Origin of the sequence: Rhizobium sp. BK060 (assembly GCF_014193145.1) — a bacterium.
Lineage (GTDB): Bacteria > Pseudomonadota > Alphaproteobacteria > Rhizobiales > Rhizobiaceae > Rhizobium.
In genome coordinates, this window is the sequence record NZ_JACHYW010000011.1 from 42,838 (window position 1) to 61,561 (window position 18,724).

Annotated in this window: 17 protein-coding genes and 1 other RNA gene; 9 read left to right on the forward strand and 9 right to left on the reverse strand. The window is 59.6% G+C overall.

Going from position 1 to position 18,724, the window contains the following annotated elements; translation table 11 throughout:
• Positions 1-9 precede the first annotated feature (9 nt).
• Positions 10-900, reverse strand: coding sequence for a tRNA (adenosine(37)-N6)-dimethylallyltransferase MiaA (miaA, locus tag FHT71_RS14005; RefSeq protein WP_183720416.1), 891 nt, complete (start codon positions 898-900; stop codon positions 10-12).
• Position 901: 1 nt separating this feature from the next.
• Here miaA and serB point away from each other — a divergent pair, with 1 nt between their 5' ends.
• Both serB and FHT71_RS14015 read left to right on the forward strand, forming a co-directional pair.
• Positions 902-1,792, forward strand: a complete 891-nt coding sequence (serB, locus tag FHT71_RS14010) for a phosphoserine phosphatase SerB (protein WP_132590785.1) — start codon at positions 902-904, stop codon at positions 1,790-1,792.
• Positions 1,789-2,355 carry a GNAT family N-acetyltransferase gene (locus FHT71_RS14015; protein WP_132590783.1) on the forward strand — a complete coding sequence of 189 codons (567 nt, stop codon included), beginning with the start codon at positions 1,789-1,791 and terminating at the stop codon, positions 2,353-2,355. The genes serB and FHT71_RS14015 overlap by 4 nt, the downstream gene beginning before the upstream one ends.
• A 124-nt stretch (positions 2,356-2,479) precedes the next feature.
• On the opposite strand, the gene FHT71_RS14020 is transcribed toward FHT71_RS14015, so the two are convergent.
• The 5 genes from FHT71_RS14020 to FHT71_RS14040 all read right to left on the reverse strand — a co-directional run bounded on the left by FHT71_RS14020 (position 2,480) and on the right by FHT71_RS14040 (position 7,763).
• On the reverse strand, positions 2,480-4,075 hold the full coding sequence (locus tag FHT71_RS14020; RefSeq protein ID WP_007802189.1) for a DegQ family serine endoprotease: 1,596 nt from the start codon (positions 4,073-4,075) through the stop codon (positions 2,480-2,482).
• Between the two features lie 187 nt (positions 4,076-4,262).
• Positions 4,263-5,192, reverse strand: coding sequence for a protease modulator HflC (locus FHT71_RS14025; protein WP_007802191.1), 930 nt, complete (start codon positions 5,190-5,192; stop codon positions 4,263-4,265).
• A 3-nt stretch (positions 5,193-5,195) separates the two neighbouring features.
• Positions 5,196-6,287 carry an FtsH protease activity modulator HflK gene (hflK, locus tag FHT71_RS14030; RefSeq protein ID WP_007802194.1) on the reverse strand — a complete coding sequence of 364 codons (1,092 nt, stop codon included), beginning with the start codon at positions 6,285-6,287 and terminating at the stop codon, positions 5,196-5,198.
• Between the two features lie 153 nt (positions 6,288-6,440).
• A complete protein-coding gene (locus FHT71_RS14035) occupies positions 6,441-6,956 on the reverse strand; it encodes a dihydrofolate reductase (protein WP_183720419.1) in 516 nt (171 codons plus the stop codon).
• Between the two features lie 12 nt (positions 6,957-6,968).
• Positions 6,969-7,763 (reverse strand): thymidylate synthase, encoded by a 795-nt coding sequence (locus tag FHT71_RS14040; protein ID WP_007802199.1) that lies wholly within the window; start codon positions 7,761-7,763, stop codon positions 6,969-6,971.
• Between the two features lie 264 nt (positions 7,764-8,027).
• On the opposite strand from FHT71_RS14040, the gene cmoA reads away from it, so the two are divergent.
• The 6 genes from cmoA to FHT71_RS14070 all read left to right on the forward strand — a co-directional run bounded on the left by cmoA (position 8,028) and on the right by FHT71_RS14070 (position 10,968).
• Positions 8,028-8,789 carry a carboxy-S-adenosyl-L-methionine synthase CmoA gene (cmoA, locus tag FHT71_RS14045; protein ID WP_007802201.1) on the forward strand — a complete coding sequence of 254 codons (762 nt, stop codon included), beginning with the start codon at positions 8,028-8,030 and terminating at the stop codon, positions 8,787-8,789.
• 14 nt (positions 8,790-8,803) lie between these two features.
• Positions 8,804-9,304, forward strand: a complete 501-nt coding sequence (locus FHT71_RS14050; protein WP_245505487.1) for a hypothetical protein — start codon at positions 8,804-8,806, stop codon at positions 9,302-9,304.
• Positions 9,305-9,401: 97 nt separating this feature from the next.
• Positions 9,402-9,771, forward strand: a transfer-messenger RNA (tmRNA) gene (gene ssrA / locus FHT71_RS14055).
• 126 nt (positions 9,772-9,897) lie between these two features.
• Positions 9,898-10,407, forward strand: a complete 510-nt coding sequence (locus FHT71_RS14060) for an SspB family protein (protein WP_132590779.1) — start codon at positions 9,898-9,900, stop codon at positions 10,405-10,407.
• Between the two features lie 50 nt (positions 10,408-10,457).
• Positions 10,458-10,652 carry a DUF4169 family protein gene (locus FHT71_RS14065; protein ID WP_007802209.1) on the forward strand — a complete coding sequence of 65 codons (195 nt, stop codon included), beginning with the start codon at positions 10,458-10,460 and terminating at the stop codon, positions 10,650-10,652.
• Between the two features lie 97 nt (positions 10,653-10,749).
• Entirely contained in the window at positions 10,750-10,968 is a 219-nt protein-coding gene (locus FHT71_RS14070) for a ribbon-helix-helix domain-containing protein (protein WP_132590777.1), read from the forward strand.
• A 156-nt stretch (positions 10,969-11,124) separates the two neighbouring features.
• On the opposite strand, the gene FHT71_RS14075 is transcribed toward FHT71_RS14070, so the two are convergent.
• The 3 genes from FHT71_RS14075 to FHT71_RS14085 form a co-directional block, all read right to left on the reverse strand.
• Entirely contained in the window at positions 11,125-14,868 is a 3,744-nt protein-coding gene (locus FHT71_RS14075) for an AsmA-like C-terminal region-containing protein (RefSeq protein WP_183720421.1), read from the reverse strand.
• A gap of 184 nt (positions 14,869-15,052) precedes the next feature.
• Positions 15,053-16,465 carry an FAD-linked oxidase C-terminal domain-containing protein gene (locus FHT71_RS14080; RefSeq protein WP_132590773.1) on the reverse strand — a complete coding sequence of 471 codons (1,413 nt, stop codon included), beginning with the start codon at positions 16,463-16,465 and terminating at the stop codon, positions 15,053-15,055.
• A gap of 108 nt (positions 16,466-16,573) precedes the next feature.
• A complete protein-coding gene (locus tag FHT71_RS14085) occupies positions 16,574-17,608 on the reverse strand; it encodes an aldo/keto reductase (protein ID WP_132590771.1) in 1,035 nt (344 codons plus the stop codon).
• A 96-nt stretch (positions 17,609-17,704) separates the two neighbouring features.
• Here FHT71_RS14085 and FHT71_RS14090 point away from each other — a divergent pair, with 96 nt between their 5' ends.
• Positions 17,705-18,607, forward strand: coding sequence for a LysR family transcriptional regulator (locus tag FHT71_RS14090; protein WP_183720424.1), 903 nt, complete (start codon positions 17,705-17,707; stop codon positions 18,605-18,607).
• The last annotated feature ends 117 nt before the right edge of the window (positions 18,608-18,724 follow it).

Genomic DNA, 18,724 nt, shown 5'->3' on the forward strand with positions numbered 1-18,724 from the left:
CTCGCGGCTTTACGGCAAGCGCTCCCAGCTCTCATCCATCTGGTTGCGAAACCAGGTCATCTGCCGCTTGGCATATTGCCGCGTCGTCGCCGCACCCCGCTCCAGCACTTCGTCGCGGGTCAGCTCACCGTTCAGCATCGCCGCAATCTGCGCCACGCCAATCGCCTTCATCACAGGCATGTCGGGCGACAGCGAAAGGGCGAGCAGCGCTTTCACCTCATCCTCTGCCCCCTGCTCCAGCATCTTTTCGAACCGGCCGTTGATCCGCTGGTGAAGCACGCTTCGCTCCGGCTGCACGACGATCTTGCGCGCCGTCGATGGGTCTACGATCAGAGGCCCCGCTTGCGCCTGAAAATCGACGATCGAGCGGCCAGTCGCCTCGAGAACCTCCAGCGCCCTTACGATCCGCTGTCCATCCTGCGGACGAAGACTACCAGCGACTGCGGGATCGCGCTCTTGCAGCTGTCGATAAAGTTCGTCAGGCCCTTCTTCCTGCAGGCGTGAACGGAGGCCGTTGCGCACATCCTCCGGTATCACGGGCATGTCCGAAAGCCCGCCGGTCAACGCCTTGAAATAAAGGCCGGTTCCGCCAACAAAAATCGGCTTTCGTCCCTCGGCACGAAGACGCTCCAGCAGATCCGTAACATCACGCAGCCAAGCGCCCGTCGAATAGGCGCGGCTCGCCGGAACATGGCCGTAGAGGTAATGCGGCACGCCCTGCATATCGGCTTCCGAGGGCCGCGCGGTCAACACGCGCAACGTGTCGTAGACCTGCATGCTGTCGGCATTGACGACGACGCCACCGTGCTCTTTCGCCAATTCGACGGCAAGCGCGGACTTGCCGCTGGCGGTCGGCCCGGTTATCAGGATCGCGTTCACTGCGCTCAGAAGGTTTTCCATCATGGCCCTCGTTGCCACGCTTGTTGCCAATCCGTCAAATCCTGTTCTCACGCCCCTGGTTGCCGAGCAGGCGGCAGACGCAGTGAATGCTTCCGGCCTCTACTGGCTTGCCGATGGAATCGCCTGCGATATCGTGCTGAGGGACGGGACGGACGTGGAGGCCGCTCGAGCCAGCATTCTCGCCGTCATCGACAGTGCTGCTATCGACCTCGTCGTCCAGGATGCCGAAACGCGCCGCAAGAGACTTCTGATCGCCGATATGGACTCCACGATGATCGGCCAGGAATGTATCGACGAGCTCGCCGCCGAAGTGGGACTGAAGGAGAAGGTCGCCGCGATCACTGCTCGCGCCATGAACGGCGAGATCGCCTTCGAGCCGGCCCTTCGCGAGCGCGTCGCGCTGTTGAAGGGATTGCCGATCGGTATCGTGGACGAAGTCATTGCCAGACGCATCACACTAACCCCGGGCGGCCCCGAACTGATCGCCACCATGAAATCGAAGGGACATTATACGGCGCTTGTCTCTGGCGGCTTCACTGTCTTCACCGGTCCCATCGCAAAGACGCTCGGCTTCGACGAAAACCGGGCGAACGTCCTTCTGGAAGAGAACGGCCTCCTCTCCGGCCTCGTCTCTGAACCTATCCTCGGCAAACAAGCCAAGGTCGATGCGCTGAACGATATTTCAGAAAAGCTCGGCATTTCGCCAGACGACGCCATCGCAGTTGGCGACGGCGCAAACGATCTCGGGATGCTTCAACTTGCCGGATCCGGTGTCGCGTTGCACGCCAAGCCGACCGTTGCCGCGCAAGCGAAAATACAGATCAACCACGGCGATCTCACCGCCCTGCTTTATATCCAGGGCTACCGCAAAACCGATTTCGTAACGCCATGACAGTGATCTTAACGACGGACCGCCTGCTTTTGCGCAATTGGACCGAAATGGACCGGCCGCTTTTCCACGAGATCAATTCCGATCCTGAAGTGATGGAATTCTTCGCCTTTCGTCGCGATCGCACTGAAGCAGATTCGTTGCTGGACAGTATTCGCGATGCCATTGCGACTTCAAGGCTTGGCTTCTACGCCATAGCCCTGAAGGAAACCGATGAGCCGATCGGCTTTTGCGGTCTCTGGAAACCCGAACTGGAACCGTTCCTTCCGGCGGACACGATCGAGGTCGGCTGGCGTCTTGCGAAGCGGCATTGGGGCAAGGGATATGCAACGGAAGCGGGAGCGGAGGCACTTCGCCATGGCTTCACCCAGTTCGATCCTCCCGAGATCGTCTCTTTCGCAGTGGCGGACAATCATCGTTCCACCGCCGTCATGCGCCGACTGGGCCTGCATCACGAACCGGATCGTGATTTCGACCATCCCCGCGTTCCCGACACGCATCCGCATCTCAAACGCCACGTTCTCTATACGATCAGCCGTCAGCAATGGGAGCGTAGAATCGGCTGACGCCGACTGCCGACGCACGTCAGGCACATGGAAAATGTGGTCCGTTTGCCTCCGTCGCCGACACAGGCTTCGAACGATGAAGCGTTTCGAAGATTCACGAAGGGATGAACAAGCCCTCGTCTCGCTATTCCATCGGCACTGCGACGAAGCGCAAGTCGCCATTCGCCGACGCGATCATCATCTGCGCATTGCGCCGGCCTTCCTGCTTCAGCGACTGCACCTTAGCAGCAACCGCTTCAGGCGAACGCATGAATTCCTGCGCCACCTCAACGATCACGTCGCCAGGCTTCAGGCCCTTTTCCGCCGCCAGTGAGCCCGGCGCAACCTCGGCGACGAGCACGCCATCTACGCTTTCAGCGATACCGAAGGTTTTGCGGGTCTCCGCGCTTAGTTCCGACAGCGACAGGCCGAGCACGTTCTTCGGATTCGTTGCATCGGGTGTCGCCTGATCCGTCTTGCCCTTGCCATCAGGCATAGGCTGGCTCTGCTGATCACCGGGCTCATCCATGTCCTGGTTTTCATCAGGATCCGGATTGATGACCCCGCCCTTGTTGTTGGAGTCGGCATCGTTCGAGGCAGCCTGATCGCTGTCTTCGAGACGGCCGAGAGTCACCTTCACGGTCTGCTCCTTGCCATCGCGAAGAACGACGACGTCGACTTCCTTGCCCACCGGGCTTTCCGCCACAACGCGCGGCAGATCACGCATCTCGTTGACGGGCTTGCCGTCGAATTTCAGGATGACATCGCCCGCCTTGATCGAGCCATCATCGACCGGACCGCCCTTGATGACGCCTGCCACCAGCGCACCTTTGGCGCTCGTAAGACCGAGGCTGTCGGCGACATCGTCTGTAACCGGCTGGATGCGCACGCCGAGCCAGCCACGCCGCGTTTCGCCAAACTCGCGCAACTGCTCGACGACGCCGGCCGCCAACTCAGACGGCACCGAAAAACCAATACCGATCGATCCGCCGCTCGGCGAAATGATCGCCGTGTTGATGCCGATGACCTCGCCCTTCATGTTGAAGAGCGGGCCGCCGGAATTGCCCTTGTTGATGGCCGCATCCGTCTGGATGAAGTTGTCGTAGGGGCCGGCGTTGATGTTGCGTCCGCGTCCCGAAATGATGCCGACAGTCACGGACCCGCCGAAGCCGAACGGATTGCCGATCGCCATAACCCAATCGCCGATGCGCATCACGCTGGAATCGCCAAATTTCACGGCCGTCAGCGGTGTCTTCGGCTCAACCTTCAGGACGGAAAGATCGGTCTTCGTATCGGTTCCGATCAGCTTCGCCTTCAGCTTGGTGCCGTCGGCGAAATTGACTTCGATATCGTCTGCGCCTTCGATAACGTGGTTGTTGGTGACGATGTAACCTTGCGGATCGATGACGAAGCCCGACCCCAACGAGTTGACGTTGTGGTTGCCGCCCTTGTTACCCTTCTGCTTGTTGAAAAAGTCGTTGAAGAACTCCTGGAAAGGCGAGCCGTCGGGCGCGCGCGGCGCCGGACCAACGCCCTCATCGTCCTTGACATTTTGCGACGTCGAAATGTTTACAACGGCATTGAGGAGCCCTTCTGCAAGATCGGCAACAGATGCCGGCCCGTTCATCGGCGGCGTGCCCTGTGCGTGGACTGCGCCTGTGAATCCAATATTAGCCAGAAGTGCAGCGCCGGCCAGGAGAGCGAGCGATCGTCTGAAGGTCGGGCGGTTCGTCGGGGCCATCAAGCATCCTCATTTCAAATAAAACGCACTCTGAACACCAGCATAAGGCGGAATGATGGAGGGTGAAATCACCTTTTCGCGAAATCCCGCGCAATATGTCCGCCACGCTCGCGAACATCATGTCGCAAGCAAAAAGGGCCGGCAAAGCTGCCGGCCCTTCGTATTTCTGTACGTCCCGATGCGTCGATCAGTTCGTCGGCGCGGTCGGCATCGCCGGCGCCGGTGCGTTTCGTGGCGCGCCGTTTGCGTCGTTGAAGAAGCGGAAGAACTGCGAATTTGGCGAGATCACCAGTGTCGTGTCCTGCGAAGTCAGAGCCGTCGAGTAAGCTGCCATTGAGCGATAAAACTCGAAGAATGCCGGATCCTTGCCAAAGGCATCCGCAAACAACCGGTTCCGCTCGGCGTCGCCTTGACCGCGCAGGATTTCGGAATCGCGTTGCGCCTCGGCGGTGATCTCGACCACCTGCCTGTCTGCGATAGCTCGGCGGCGCTGGCCCTCTTCCGTACCCTGTGCGCGCAGGAGTTCAGCTTCGGCAAGACGCTCGGCGCGCATACGGTCATAGGTCTTCGGCGCAACCTCACGCGTCAGATCCGTCCGACGGATGCGGACGTCTTGGATGTTGAGGCCGAGGTCTTCGGCATCGCGATGCAGATCGTCGCGAACCTCAAGCATCATTGCCACACGCTCTTCCGACAGTGCAGCATCGAAGTCGCGCAGACCGTAAACACGGCGAAGCGAAGAATCGAGCTGCGTGCGAAGGCGCGCTTCCGCTGCCTCGCGATCGCCCGAGACCGTTTCTCGGAACTTGCGCACGTCCCTGATGTCATAGACCACGAAGGCATCGACATCGAAGGTCGCGCCACCCCGAACCTGGACACGAATGTTGTCGAGGTCGAAGCGAAGCGCCTGCCTTTCGACGATCTGAACGCGGTCGGCATCCATGAAGGCAAACGGCAGCTTGAAGTAGATGCCCGGCTCAGTCTTCACCGACTGGATCTGGCCGAAGCGGACAACAATTGCCTGTTCACGCGCGTTCACCACGAAGACCGAGGAGTAGAGCGCGATCAAGATGACGGCGAGGATGCCGAGGATGACAGGAAGCCTGTTTGATGTCATGGCTCAACCTCCCTGCTGTGCCGGCTTGCCGATCTCATTGAGCGGCAGATAGGGCACAACCCCCTGCTTCTCGTCGATCACGACTTTCTTGGAATTCTTCAGAACCTGCTCCATCGTTTCCAGGAAGAGGCGCGTACGGGTTACGTCAGGCGCTTTCGCGTATTGTTCGTTGATGAAGGAGAAGCGCTGGGCCTCACCTTCGGCCTCCTTGACGACACGATTCTTGTAAGCCGCTGCCGCTTCGCGGATCTGGGCGGCGTCACCGCGCGCCTGACCAAGCTTCTGGTTGGCGTATTGATTGGCCTCTTCGACCAGTCGCTGCTTGTCCTGGTCGGCACGCTGCACCTCTTCGAAGGCATCGGCAACTTCGCGCGGCGGTGCCACGTCCTGGATCGTCACGGCGCCGATGGAGATACCGGCCCTGTAGCGGTCCATGGTCCCCTGGACGATGTTGGCGACTTCTGTCTCGATCGGCTGACGATTGTCACGGAATGCGTCCTGGGCCGGACGGCGACCGACGACTTCGCGCATGGCGCTTTCGGCGACCTGCTGCAGTGTTTCAGCCGGATTCTCGACGTTGAAAAGATATGCCTTCGGATCGCTGACCGTGAAGAAGACGGAGAACTGGACGTTCAGGATGTTCTGGTCACCGGACAGCATCAGGCCGCTCGGCGAGGAGGAGGACGTCGATGCCGAACCGATGTTCTGCTGCTGCATCGTCACCTTTACGATTTCTACGGTCTCCATCGGCCACAAATGGAAATGCAGGCCGGGTGTGGAAATCTCTTCCTTCGGATTACCGAAACGCAATTCGACGCCGCGCTCGTCCGGCTGGACGATGTAGATGCACTGGAAGAGCCAGAACACTACCAAAATCGCCGCCACAATGACGAGTACGCCGCCGTTGAACCCGCCCGGTACAATGTTGCGAAGCTGATCTTGGCCACGTCGGATAATGTCTTCCAGATCGGGCGGGCCGCCCTTGCCGCCGCCGCCACCGCGCGGGCGATTGGGCCCTTGCCCCCATGGTCCCTGATTGTTACCGCCGCCGCCGCCCCAAGGGCCGCCGCCGCCATTCTGATTGCTCCAGGGCATCAAAACCTCGTTATTCGTTAAACTCCCGATCGCCCAACCCACGGGGGCGGCGGATACTAGCGATCGTGACCGTTATAGGTATCGCCGCATCTGCTTTCAACGCAACATGAGGAACTTGACGATATTTATTGGAAAATAGTTGGTTTTCTGCGGCTAGCGCCGGTCATAGATAACGAATTTCGTGGGATAGCTATCCTTGTCGCCCGCCGGCACGCCGATCGTCTCCGTCGCCCTCCACAGCGACGGGTCAATCACGGGAAACAATGTGTCGCCGTCAACAGAGGTTTCGACGTGTGTAACGTACAGTCGATCAGCTAGATCGACTGCCTGCGCATAAATCTGCCCACCACCGATAATGCAGATTTCGTCCTCGCCTTTCTGGCGCGCAATTTCCTCGGCAAGACTGACGGCTTCGGCCAGCGAACCGGCCATGTGCACATCGGGTTGATCTATCGCCCCGGCCTGCCTGGAGATAACGATATTTGCTCGGCCCGGTAGTGGCTTACCGATGGACTCATAGGTTTTCCGGCCCATGATGACAGGCTTGCCCAGCGTTAGAGCTTTGAACCGCTTGAGATCGGTCGAGAGCCGCCATGGCATGTCGCCATCCCGCCCGATGATACCGTTGTCGGAAACGGCAACCACAATGGTCTTGCGAACTTCAGACATCAAACTCTCCGATCAGACAGCGATCGGCGCCTTGATGCTGGCATCGGCCTCATAGCCGATCAGCTCGAAATCATCGAACGTGAAGCCGAAGATGTCCGTGACGTTGGGATTGATGCGCATGAAAGGCAGCGGCTTCGGCGTACGGGTAAGCTGCAGCTTCGCCTGCTCGAAATGATTATGATAGAGGTGCGCGTCACCCAGCGTATGCACGAAATCCCCGAGCTTCAGGCTCGTCACCTGCGCCACCATCATGGTCAGCAGTGCGTAGGATGCAATGTTGAAGGGCACACCGAGGAAGATGTCCGCAGAACGCTGGTAGAGCTGGCAGGAAAGCTTGCCGTCCGCAACGTAGAACTGGAACAGGCAATGGCACGGCGGCAGCGCCATGTCATCCACCTCGGCGGGATTCCACGCCGAAACGATATGCCGGCGTGAATTCGGATTCTTGACGATGCCGGCGACGAGGTTGGCGATTTGATCGATGTGGCCACCATCGGGAGCCGGCCAGGAGCGCCATTGAGCGCCGTAGACCGGCCCGAGGTCGCCGTTTTCATCGGCCCATTCGTCCCAGATCGAGACGCCATTGTCCTTGAGGTAGCCGATATTGGTGTCGCCGCGCAAAAACCAGAGAAGTTCGTGGATGATGGACCGCAGATGCAGCTTCTTGGTGGTCAGAACCGGAAAGCCTTCCTGCAGGTCGAACCGCATCTGATAGCCGAATACGGAACGTGTGCCCGTGCCCGTGCGGTCCCCGCGATCGGTTCCGTGTTCCATCGCATGCTTCAGGAGATCGAGATACTGCTTCATCGTCCGCCGCCGATTCTGTTCCTCACCCTATTTAGGCGCTTTGAGCATCAAAACCAATCGCCGCGCTGTCATTATCCCGGCAAATCTCCGCCCCTACCTGCCAGGATGCAACCCGCGACGCGGAGCACTTTCAGGTTATCGTCAGCTTGACATGTCTTCCTGAATTCGGCGCGGGGGCGCTCCACGGGGAATCATCATCATTAGGATGCTGGCGACAATGTCGCCGACCACCCTTGGGGCCAGCCGCAAGTTTTGGGGGAAATGATGGCCGAGAGCCCAGTACGATTGCAGCTGCGAGCAGAGCTGCGCGACGAAGTATTCGCCCAGCAGGATCAGCCCATCGGCGACTTCACATTCAATGCGAAGGTCGCCGATGTTTTTGACGACATGGTCAGCCGATCCGTGCCGTATTACGAAGAAATGCAGCGGATGGTCTGCGAGCTAGCGCAGGACTACGCCAAACCGAAGACCAATCTCTACGACATTGGCTGTTCGACGGCGACCACGTTGCTCACCCTCGACCGAGTGATCGATCCGACCGTCAATTTCATCGGCGTCGACAATGCCCCTGATATGCTGGAAAAAGCCGCACAGAAAATCCAGCATGCAGACACGCAGCGACCGATGGACCTGAAAGTCGTCGATCTTCACCAGGGTCTCTACATGGAGAACGCCAGCGTCGTCACCATGCTGCTGACGCTGCAGTTCATTCGCCCGCTGTTTCGCGAGCGCGTGATGAGGATGATCTTCTCCGGCCTGAACGATCAGGGTTGCCTGCTGCTTGTCGAGAAGTTGACCAGCGAGGATACCGCCTTCAACCGCCTGTTTATCCAGCACTATTACGACTTCAAGCGACGAAACGGCTATTCTGAAATCGAGATATCGCAGAAGCGCGAAGCACTCGAAAATGTGCTCATCCCCTATCGACTTGAAGAGAACATGCAGCTTCTGAAGGAAGTCGGTTTTCGCAGCGTCGAGGTCTTTTTCCGCTGGTACAATTTCTGCGGCATCGTAGCCGTCAAGTAAGGCTGGACGCCAACATGAAAGCAACCATGATCCACAGCGGGAACTTCTTCTTCAAGTACCGCAATCAGGTGTTTCCGATCATAATCGTCGCCTTGTTCCTGATGTCACCGCCACCAGCGGAAATTGGCGGAAGCGTTGCGGCCGAGCGTGTCAAGGACGTGATCGCGCTTCTGATCGTGTTTTGCGGCCTGGCCCTGCGGGCAACAGTGATCGGCTGCGCCTCTATCCGGCGGGGCAAGTTTGGAGATGCATATCGGGCCTACTGCGCGGACGTCCCTCGCTGGATGCTTCATTTCAGCAATTTTGCGCAGGCGACCCACGGGATGGCATTCAACGTGAAGCGAGTAATCGCGCAAAGACTATTCGACTGTTTCTGCCGCGCTGCTGGCTGTTCTTCTGATCGAGATCTACCGGGTTGCAGGCGCAGCCAATGCGTTGCCCCTCCCCTACATCTGTCTTCTTGGCTTCTTTATTGCCGTCGTCGGAGCCGCGACCGGAATGGTCAGTCTGCTTAAGAAGCGTGGTGTTTTCGATGATCCGAAGGCCATCTCCTAGGGCCGCTAGCAATCTTCTTGCTTTCCTGCCTGACTACGACACGGTTTTGTGACGACGCCTCTTCCCATACGAAACGGAAAACACTATATCAGCCGTGCCGGTCTTCGGGCCGGCTATGGCGATAAATGAGCGGTGTAATAAACCTATTGGACCCGGGGGCGGTACCCGGCGCCTCCACCAAAAACCGGCGGGCTGCCAAATAGATGGCCGGCTTTTGATGGGGGCGAAACAGGATCGACAAGGGTGTAAAGATCGTCTTTTTGCTCGGCATTGTACCGCCGTTATCGGGCTAAAATTGTAGTTGCAAACGACAACTATGCGGAAGCTCGTCTCGCTGCTTAATCGCGGTGTGACACTTCAAATAAAGCCCTAGTGGTTCGCACCTCTAGGCGGGGTCCGAAGGCACCTGGCAACAGAAGCCTTCACCTTCTCCCTTGCGCGCAAATCATGTATGGTTTGGTCAAGCATGAATCGGCTCAGGCCTTTTCCAGGGCGTCTTGGCATGCCATACAGCCTTGGGAAACGAGTCCGAACCAAAGAAAGACAGGAAAGCATGGGGCAGGATCACATCCGTTACGACATTCTGGCACAAGACGCACTGCGTGGCGTCATCCGCAAGGTTTTGTCTGAAGTTGCCGCGACGGGCCGCCTGCCGGGCGAGCATCATTTCTTCATCACCTTTCTCACGGGCGCGCCAGGTGTTCGCATCTCGCAGCACCTGAAGGCGAAGTATCCGGAGCAGATGACCATCGTTATTCAGCACCAGTTCTGGGAGTTGAAGGTCACTGAGACGACCTTCGAGATCGGCCTTTCCTTCTCGGATGTTCCAGAAAAACTGTTCATTCCGTTCAACGCCATCCGGGGCTTCTACGATCCCTCCGTCAACTTCGAGCTGGAATTCGACGTACCTCTCGCTGACAGCGACGAGCTTCCGGACGCCGAAATCACGGCTTATCCGGTCTCGGCCGAGAAGGCCGAGGAAGCGCCCGCCGGCAAGGCGGATGGCGAGGAAAAGAAGCCTGGTTCGGTCGTCTCGCTCGACGCTTTCCGAAAGAAGCAGTAAAACGAAGGGAAGCAATTGCTTCCCTTTTTCAATTCCGATCGAGGCCAGCCGTGACCGCCGAAGTCGTCAATCTCCGTCAGTTCAAGAAGAAACAGGCCCGCGCCGAGAAAGAGAAACAGGCGGAGCAAAACCGCATCTCCTTCGGCCGCACCAAGGCCGAAAAGCAGCTCACGAACGCGCTCAACGAGAAGGCCGAACGCTCTCATCAACAAGGCCGGATCGAGAAATCCGAAGACGACAAATGAGCGTCCAGAGAAACGAAAAATATTCCGAAATCAATCGACTGGATAGCGTTCCGGAATCATATCCTCAGCAGCTTGAATCGAATTCTGAAGCCTTGCGATGATCCGCAAGCACTCGGCTACTCTGCACGGACACCGCACCAGCCTCTCTCTGGAAGACGAATTCTGGACTGAGCTGAACACAATCGCCCAGACGCGCACCATTCCGCTCGCAGTCCTGATTTCCGAAATAGACGATCAGCGGCAACCCGAAAGCAACCTCTCTTCAGCACTCCGTGTCTACGTCCTTCATTGGCTGAAATCAAAGCGCGACGGCTAGATCATCTCCCTGGTTTCGGCAGGCCGGGCCCGAATGTACGGATTGTCGCATCGTAGGGGAAGCTCGGTTGACCCACGCCCTTCGACACCACATTCTTTGCCAGAACGCCCTCCTGGCCGAACGCAATGCTCACCACAGGGTACTCCCGCAATACAACTACTGCGGTATCTGCACACCGGGCAGTCCCGGTACCGTTCCAAAATTGAGCGAGTTCTCAGGGGGGACGGCAAGCTGCTCTTGAGCACGTCGCGCGGCATCCGCGGCCGCCTTCTCATGCGCCGCCCTGGCGCGCGCTTCCGCCTCGGCTTTCGCCTTGGTTTCTGCCTCAGCCTGCGCCTGCGCTTCCGCTGCTTTCCTCTCACGCTCGGCCTGAGCGGCCAAATCCCTCAGCCGCTGCTCTTCAGCCTGTCGCTGTACCTCAAAGGCGGCAGCCTTCTGGCGCTCTGCGTCATTGAACTTGTAGAGAGCGACTTCGCGGCGCAGTCGCTGCTTTTCCAGGACGTTCGACTGCAACCGCTCGACGCGTCGGCGTTCACGCTCGAAGGCGCGCAGCGACAGGAAACCGGTGATATCGGTGACGTCCATCGTACGGCCAGGCGACGCAAGCAGCCCCGAAAAGTCGAGGCGTATCGCAGGCTCCGCGCCGGGAAGCACCTCGTTGCCCGGATTCAGCGCGATATTGAGCGACGCGTTGATGCGCTCCTGCGGCAGGTCGATCTGGCCGTTGCCAACAACCGTTGCCTGATCGGTCGTCACGGCGATGTTCTGAAAGCGCAGAACCCCATCCGTCACGTTGAACGGAATAGCGGTCGGCGGCAGCTTCGCCTCGCCGTTGTTGAGCAATGTCTCGACGATCGGATGGACTTTGCCGGCGTTCAACTGATCCTGCATCGGATCGGTCGCAGCCAGTAACGGCGCCAGCATGCCGAGATTGAGCCCACGCACGCTGATATCGCCGAGCCGAAGTTCGCCGGATCCATTCAGCGAACCGGCTATATCCTTCATCGACTTCCCGGAGGCTTCCAGAGAGAGTGCCAGCCCGAACTTGCCATTTGCGACGGGAGCTCCATCGCGCGGCCACACAACCCCGGCGAGGTCCGCGTCCGCCAGAGCCAGCTTTGTCTGGAAGAAGCCTGTACCATCGGCATTGGTAAACAGCAGACTGCCGTTCAGGCTGCCGGCATCCCACCCGCCCTTGATGTCGTTCAGTTGCAGTTCGTCGCCCTTGTAGGCCACAATAGAGGTGAAATCCGAAATCGGTCCCGACCAGCCAGGCCAGAATTGCTTGGCGGAAAGCTTGAGATTGACGTCCATGTCCTTGAAGACTGGCAGGCCCAGCGCTGCGGCCGACAGGTCGCCCGTCGCTGCATCCGTCATTGGGCCGTAGACCGCTTCCCCGAGCCAAGCGGCATCAGCCTTGGATAGCGCCAATTCGCCCGTCGCCGTTGTCTTCTCCGCTTTGCGGTCGACGGTCAGCGCACCCTTGAATTCGTTGTCAGCGGCATGTCCCGCGATATTCGCAAAAGCAATCTTGTCGCCGTCAATGGTCGCGTTCGTCGTCAGCTTGAACGGCAAGCCCGTACCCATCTGCGGCATGGCGATGCCGTTCATCACAAGATAGGGATCAAGGTCCGCACTCTCCAGTGATACCGCAAGCTGACCGTTCATGAAGGCTTGCGGGCGGACATCCACCTTACCGCCAGCAGTAAACGAGGTACGGTCAGTGGCAAACGTCAGCTGCGCGTCGGCGGGATCCGTGCCCTCAGCCTGTACCTTCAGGGTCAGACGACCGTTGGCGTCCGCATCGACTGGCAAGGGATCAAGGCCGGCCTGCCCGAACAAGATCGAAGTGGTGCTGTTTTCAAGCGTCGCCTCGAGGCTCGTGGTGCCCTTGCCCGTCAGCGCCAGAAGATCCGACATGCGGTAGTCGAGATTGACACGGCTACCATTGCTCACCCCGGCCAGCGTCAGGGTCAGGCCGTCGCCCTCGTCTCCTCCAAGCGTCAAGGCGCCGCGCAGCGCAGTATTGGTGTACCAGGCAGCATTGCGCACGAGCCTATCCATAACCGGATGCTGTGGCAGATGCTGTTTGAGCATGGTGAAGAATGAGCCCGGATCGGCCGATTTGAAGGTGATTTCGCCAGAGCCCTTGTAGTCGAGCAGCGATCCCTCGGCGCGACCGGTCGCGGTCACCTCCGCACCTGCCAGATTCTTGACGGAAAGCTTCTCGACGGCGAGAGCCCCATCAGCAATTGCGAAGCTTGTCTCGACATCGGCCGCTTCGACGCCAAAGGCACTAAACTTGTCGGCCTTGAGCCGCGCGTTGATTTTGTGATCAAGCACGTTGTCACCGGCATCCTGACCCGTGAACAATCCGGTCAGCGCACGCAGCGCATCCAGATCGAGCGCGTCGCCGGCGAGCGCCACGTCCAGCGTCGGCGCCTGGTTGGCCAGCACCTGGCGGTCGAGCGTGCCCTTGAGCGTCGCCTGCCCCACGGCAATTTCCAGGTTGTTGAACGTCTGCCGGTCGTGCGTAAGATTGACGTCGGCGGAAAAACCCGCCTGTCGCAGTTGCCGGATCGCAGGATCGACGGAGCCGGCAAGCCAGGCCGCAAGGCCTGTGGGCTGATTGGAGGCGACCGTGATCTGCCCAACGAAGGATGCCTGCCCCTGCAGATTGAGCTTGCCTTGACCCTCCACCTGCGTACGACCGGGGAGCGTGCCGACCACGTTGTCGATCGTCCAGCCCTTGCCAGCGGGTTCGACATCGAGCTGAATGTCGCGGATTGTCGTGTCCCCGGCAACGATCGCCGGCAATCGAACACTCGCCTTTCCTGGCACCTGCGGCACGGGCACTTGCGAAATAATTTGGATCATCGCGTTCAGTCGCTGCCGGGCCGAAAGGCCGGGATCACGGTTGGTCTTGCCGTTCGCCCCCTGATTGCCGATACGATTGACGTCAATCTGCTGGCCATTCGCAATCAGCAGGAATTGCGGCTTGCTTCCCGTATCAAGCGTCGCCTCTCCGGTCACGACGTAGGGATCGTCCGTAGGTCCGACCTCCAGACGATATTCCGGTATCCGAATGCTTTCGTTGGTAAGTTCGAACTTCCCTTTCAGTCGCGGAGGGACATCAGCCTTGTCGGTTTTCTTGCCATTCCGGTTCTCGATCGATGCGGAGACCGTTCCTTGATAGTTCGGTCTGCGGTCGACGAGCTTCAGCTCACCGTCAAGATCAACCGTGATCGGCTGCCTGTCGGGCTGCAGGCGCGTGCGCATCCGCAAGATTCCGTTCTCGTCAGGCTGATTGCTGGCGATGGTGAAGCTGCCATGCTCGCCGTCGAGTGCGGCATCGCCTTCGATCCGCCACGGACCGGCAAGCGACTTGGCCGACATTTCAGCATTGAGACCCGCGATGTGCCGCGACCGCCCCGACTGATCGTCGATGAACTGGACATCACCGCCGCTGACATGAACGTTCTCGAGAACGACTGTCCTGGCTGGGATTTCAGGCTGGCTTCCGCGCGTCCAGTCGAGCGTGCCGTCCTTCAGAAGTCTCAGCTTAACCTTCGGGTTGACCACGCGCATGTCGAAGATCAACGCTTCGCCCGAGAGGAATGGCGCAAGTTCGGCGTCCATGGAAAACTGCTCGATCTGCACAATCGGCGACCCGTCAAGCTCCTGCCCAACGCGCACGTCATGCAGTGTCACGGAGGGAAACGGCAGCAGGCGCGCATCCACCGCACCATGCACGACGACCTTCTTGCCGATGATCCGGCTCGCCTGGTCCTCGAAATTCTTTCGGAAATCGGTCCAGTCGATAAACAGCGGCGCCAGCAGCGCCACGAATAGCGCCACGACAACCACTCCGCCCAAAAAGACGAGGAACCGGCCTACCAACTCAACAAATCTCCATTCGGGAACCCATCGCGGACACTAGAGCATGATACCGAAAGCTGTGAAGCAGCTTTCGGGCAACATCATGCTCTATTTACTTGATTTGGAGATGAATTCGCCTCATCGCCAAATCATTCCCTGCAGCACCGATCCCGGCTGATAGTCAGGCGCGACGGAATGTCCGTCTTCAGGCACGATGGAATATCTTGCCGGGGTTGAAGATATCGTCCGGATCGAGGGCCGCCTTGACTTGCCGCATCAGGTCGACCGTGCCGCCGAGCTCCTCCTCGAGGAATGCCATCTTGCCCTGGCCGATGCCGTGCTCGCCGGTGCAAGTGCCATCCATTGCCAGAGCGCGAGCGTTAAGCCGACCGACAAAGGCTTCGGCGACAGCAATGCCCTCCTCCGTCTTGTCGTCGAACAACAAAAGCACATGGAAGTTGCCATCACCGGCATGACCGACGATCATCGCAAGCAGACCATGCTCCTCGATGTCGGCCTGCGTCTCGCCGATGCAATCGGCAAGACGCGAAATCGGCACGCAGACATCCGTCGAGAGCGCGGCCATTTCAGGCGCCAGCGCCCGCGAGGCCCAGTAGGCATCGTGCCGCGCTTTCCACAGTTTGCTGCGTTCCTCGGCGTTGACTGTCCACGAGAACGCGCCGCCTCCGCATTCAGAAGCGATCTCGGCAAACTGCTCCGACTGCAACGCAACTGTCTCATCCGTGCCGTGAAATTCCAGGAAGAGCGTCGGCTTTTCCTCATAGCTCAGCTTCGAGTAGGCGTTGCAGGCGCGGATTTGCAGGGCATCGAGAAGTTCGATGCGGGCAACGGGAATGCCCATCTGGATGGTCATGATCACCGCATCGCAGGCAGCCCGGACGGTCGGAAAGGCGCAGACGCCACCGCCGATCTTCTGCGGGATGCCCTGCAGCCGCAGCGTCACGGAGGTCAGGATGCCAAGCGTGCCTTCCGCCCCGACGAAAAGCCGGGTCATGTCGTAGCCGGCGGACGACTTGCGGGCGCGCCGTGCGGTGCGGATTTCTTCTCCGTTTGCAGTCACCGCCGTAACGGCAAGCACATTGTCCTTCATCGTGCCGTAGCGCACGGCGTTCGTTCCCGACGCGCGCGTCGAGGTCATGCCGCCGATCGAGGCATTTGCGCCCGGATCGATCGGGAAGAACAGACCGGTATCGCGAAGATAAGTGTTGAGCTCCTCGCGCGTCACACCCGGCTCGACGGTGCAGTCTAGATCCTCGGCATTGACTTCAAGAATCCGGTTCATCCGGCTGAAATCGATTGATATCCCGCCATTGGGCGCATTGACCTGCCCTTCCAGCGAAGAGCCCGTGCCGAAGCCAATGACCGGCACCTTGTGTTCGGCGCAGACTTTGACTGCCGCCTTCACATCGTCTGCACTCTCGGCAAAAAGCACGCCGTCGGGCAGCTGCGACGGAATGTAGGTCGTCGTGTGCGCGTGCTGTTCGCGAAAGGCTTGGCCGGTCTGGAAGCGCTCGCCAAAGCTCTGTTTCAGAACGCCGAGAGCAGCCGCAATGCCAACCTCGTTGCGTGTTCCGGTTCTTGCATCTTTGAGCGCCATCTCTTTGATCTCCTTCACCTTCGCTGCCGGGAGGCAGGTTGGTATGAGACAAGAGACGGCGCCTGTCTAGTGCAGGACTAGCGAGAATGGTCCCCTGCCGAGCGCCGTTCAGACCAACGGCGGATTGAGCCGTGCAAAGGCCTCCTGCCTGCGGTACGGAAAGTACGGATAGGGCGCGGTCACTGCACTCGCCTTATCGAGCCTTTCCACCTGCTCCTTCGATAGCGACCAACCGACAGCACCGAGATTCTGTCGCAGCTGCGCCTCGTTCCGCGCGCCGATGATGACACTGGCGACAGTCGGGCGGCCAATCAGCCAGTTGAGCGCGATCTGCGGAACGGTCTTGCCTGTCTCTTCCGAAACTTCGAACAGCGCGTCGACGATGTCGTAAAGCTTCTCGTCATCGACCGGCGGCCCGTATTCCGCCGTCTGGTGCAGACGGCTACCCTCCGGCAGCGGCTGGCCGCGCCGGATCTTACCGGTGAGACGACCCCAGGCAAGCGGACTCCAGACCAGCGCGCCTACGCTCTGGTCGGCGCCAAGCGGCATCAGTTCCCATTCGTAATCACGGCCAGCCAGCGAATAGTAGACCTGATGCGCGACATAGCGCGGATAGCCGTGACGCTCTGCAATCCCGAGCGACTTCATCAGTTGCCATCCCGCGAAATTGGAGACGCCGACATAGCGGATCTTCCCTGCCGTTATCAGCCCGTCCAGCGTTGCAAGCACCTCTTCGATAGGCGTCGAGGCATCGAAGGCATGAAGCTGCAGCAGATCGATATAGTCCGTGCCCAGCCGCCTCAACGCCTCGTCCGTCGAGCGAGTGAGACGCGCGCGCGAGGTTCCCCAATCCGCAGGGCCATCGCCCATCGGCAGGGCGATCTTGGTCGAGATCAGCACGGCATCTCGTCGACCGGCGATCGCCTGGCCAAGGACTTCCTCGGAGGCCCCAGCCGAATAGACATCCGCCGTATCGAAGAGATTGACGCCCGCTTCGAGCGAAATGTCGATCAGGCGCCGGGCTTCGGCGGCGTCCGTATTGCCCCATGCACCGAAGAGCGGACCCGAGCCTCCGAACGTTCCCGCCCCGAAGCTCAAGGCCGGCACCCTGAGGCCTGATGCGCCGAGATTTCTGTATTCCATGGTCAGTCTCCTGTTGTGGACTTCAGAAGAGATAGACACTGAATTTACCATGATATAGATTGCCGGAAGGAAAACCATCCATGAACTGAATTCATCATGAGCCGACAAGACATCAATCGCTCCGGCGAAATGGAAGTCTTCGTACGCGCCGTCGAGCTCGGCGGCTTCACGCCCGCGGCCCGCGCCTGCCGCATGACGCCATCTGCAGTCAGCAAGCTTGTAGCGCGGCTTGAGGCACGCCTCGGCACTCGCCTCGTCAATCGTTCGACCCGCAAGCTGCATCTAACGCCGGAAGGCTCCGCCTTTTACGAGCGCAGCGTTTCTATTCTTGCAGACATAGCGGAGGCCGAACGCTACGCCTCCGCCGGCGAACAGGCCGTGGGTCCCATTCGCATTAACACGAGCGCCTCCTTCGGCCATCATATCCTTGCGCCGCTCGTCTCCGAGTTTCTGGCGCTCAATCCCGCCGTCACTCTCGATATCTCGCATACAGACGCCATCGTCGACCTCGTAGAGGATCGAGCCGATGTCGCGATCCGCGCCGGACCGCTGAAGAGTTCCAGTCTCATTGCGCGCAAGCTCGGCGTCACCCGGAAAGTCATCGTGGCGTCGCCGACCTATCTGAAGCGCGCCGGCGAGCCGAAATCTGTTGCGGACCTGAAACATCACCGCCGCATCGGCTTTTCTTATGCGCGCAGCGTCCAAGGCTGGCCCCTTCGCCAGGACGGAGAAACCGTCGCGTTGCCGATCTCACCCGGCGTGCAGGTGGGCGACGGCGAAGCGATGCGGTATATGGCACTGTCAGGCGCAGGCCTAGTCCGCCTCGCCACCTTCACAGTTCGCGCCGATATCGAGGCCGGGCGGCTGGTCCCGGTTCTCGAGGAGATCAACCCCGGTGATATCGAGGAATTTTACGCCGTCTATATCGGCCAGGGCGGTCCGTTGCCGGCCCGCGTGCGAGCGCTGCTCGACTTCCTGGCCGAGCGCGTCAGCCTCTAACGCTGCGAGATCTATAGGATTTCGCAATTGACCCCTTCCCCGGCTCGCGCCTATATCGGCGCATTGCCCTCCGGTCTCTCCGGGCCGCCTCTTTTGCCAGCCAGTGCTGCTCCCTTG

What these genes read in the sequence shown, in the direction of transcription:
- cmoA (WP_007802201.1), top strand. Translation starts at nt 8,028, where the DNA reads ATGGCCGAGAGCCCAGTACGATTGCAGCTGCGAGCAGAGCTGCGCGAC.
- FHT71_RS14070 (WP_132590777.1), top strand. Translation starts at nt 10,750, where the DNA reads ATGATCCGCAAGCACTCGGCTACTCTGCACGGACACCGCACCAGCCTC.
- hflK (WP_007802194.1), bottom strand. Translation starts at nt 6,287, where the DNA reads ATGCCCTGGAGCAATCAGAATGGCGGCGGCGGCCCTTGGGGCGGCGGC.
- FHT71_RS14035 (WP_183720419.1), bottom strand. Translation starts at nt 6,956, where the DNA reads ATGTCTGAAGTTCGCAAGACCATTGTGGTTGCCGTTTCCGACAACGGT.
- serB (WP_132590785.1), top strand. Translation starts at nt 902, where the DNA reads ATGGCCCTCGTTGCCACGCTTGTTGCCAATCCGTCAAATCCTGTTCTC.
- FHT71_RS14025 (WP_007802191.1), bottom strand. Translation starts at nt 5,192, where the DNA reads ATGACATCAAACAGGCTTCCTGTCATCCTCGGCATCCTCGCCGTCATC.
- FHT71_RS14060 (WP_132590779.1), top strand. Translation starts at nt 9,898, where the DNA reads ATGGGGCAGGATCACATCCGTTACGACATTCTGGCACAAGACGCACTG.
- FHT71_RS14015 (WP_132590783.1), top strand. Translation starts at nt 1,789, where the DNA reads ATGACAGTGATCTTAACGACGGACCGCCTGCTTTTGCGCAATTGGACC.
- FHT71_RS14050 (WP_245505487.1), top strand. Translation starts at nt 8,804, where the DNA reads ATGAAAGCAACCATGATCCACAGCGGGAACTTCTTCTTCAAGTACCGC.
- FHT71_RS14085 (WP_132590771.1), bottom strand. Translation starts at nt 17,608, where the DNA reads ATGGAATACAGAAATCTCGGCGCATCAGGCCTCAGGGTGCCGGCCTTG.
- FHT71_RS14040 (WP_007802199.1), bottom strand. Translation starts at nt 7,763, where the DNA reads ATGAAGCAGTATCTCGATCTCCTGAAGCATGCGATGGAACACGGAACC.
- FHT71_RS14020 (WP_007802189.1), bottom strand. Translation starts at nt 4,075, where the DNA reads ATGGCCCCGACGAACCGCCCGACCTTCAGACGATCGCTCGCTCTCCTG.
- miaA (WP_183720416.1), bottom strand. Translation starts at nt 900, where the DNA reads ATGGAAAACCTTCTGAGCGCAGTGAACGCGATCCTGATAACCGGGCCG.
- FHT71_RS14080 (WP_132590773.1), bottom strand. Translation starts at nt 16,465, where the DNA reads ATGGCGCTCAAAGATGCAAGAACCGGAACACGCAACGAGGTTGGCATT.
- FHT71_RS14090 (WP_183720424.1), top strand. Translation starts at nt 17,705, where the DNA reads ATGAGCCGACAAGACATCAATCGCTCCGGCGAAATGGAAGTCTTCGTA.